1 protein-coding gene is annotated in these 537 nt (G+C 66.7%); it reads right to left on the reverse strand.

The features are described from left to right. A partial coding sequence (locus AM506_RS23635; protein WP_440480364.1) for a hypothetical protein occupies positions 1–537 on the reverse strand: 537 nt, incomplete at both ends.

Genomic DNA, 537 nt, shown 5'->3' on the forward strand with positions numbered 1-537 from the left:
GTCTCGCGGGCCTCGGGCTTGCGGAAGCCATGGATGAACTTCAGCAGATGCAGGGTGTGGGCGTCCACGGTGTAGATATGGAAGAGGTCGTGCTGCATCAGCCCCACGGCGCGGCCGAACTCCGGCAGGTACTTGCCCAGCACCCCGTAGCGGTTCATGCGCCGCAGCTGGCGTGCCACGTTGCCGCCGGAGCGCAGCAGCTCCATGAACAGGCTCTGGTGGCGTACGTCATCGCGGTAGAGGTCGTCGATCAGGTGGCGATGGTCGCGGATCTGGCGGATGGTGTCGGCCCGAACCCCCTCGATCCCCGGGTGCTCGGCCATCAGCAGGAACAGCTCGAGCAGCGCCGAGGGGCGGTCGCGGAAGACGGTGCGCGAGCGCGCCTGGATATAGCCATCCTTGATCTCGAAGCGCTCGTTGAGCGGCTCCACCGGCAGGGCTTCGCCGGCGTGGAGGATCGCCTCGTCGAAGTGCTGCAGCAGCATGTCGTTGAGGCCGGCCAGCGCCGTCACGTGGCGGTAGTAGCGCTTCATGAAC

The organism is Rossellomorea vietnamensis (assembly GCF_001305855.1).
GTDB lineage: Bacteria > Bacillota > Bacilli > Bacillales > Bacillaceae_B > Rossellomorea > Rossellomorea vietnamensis_A.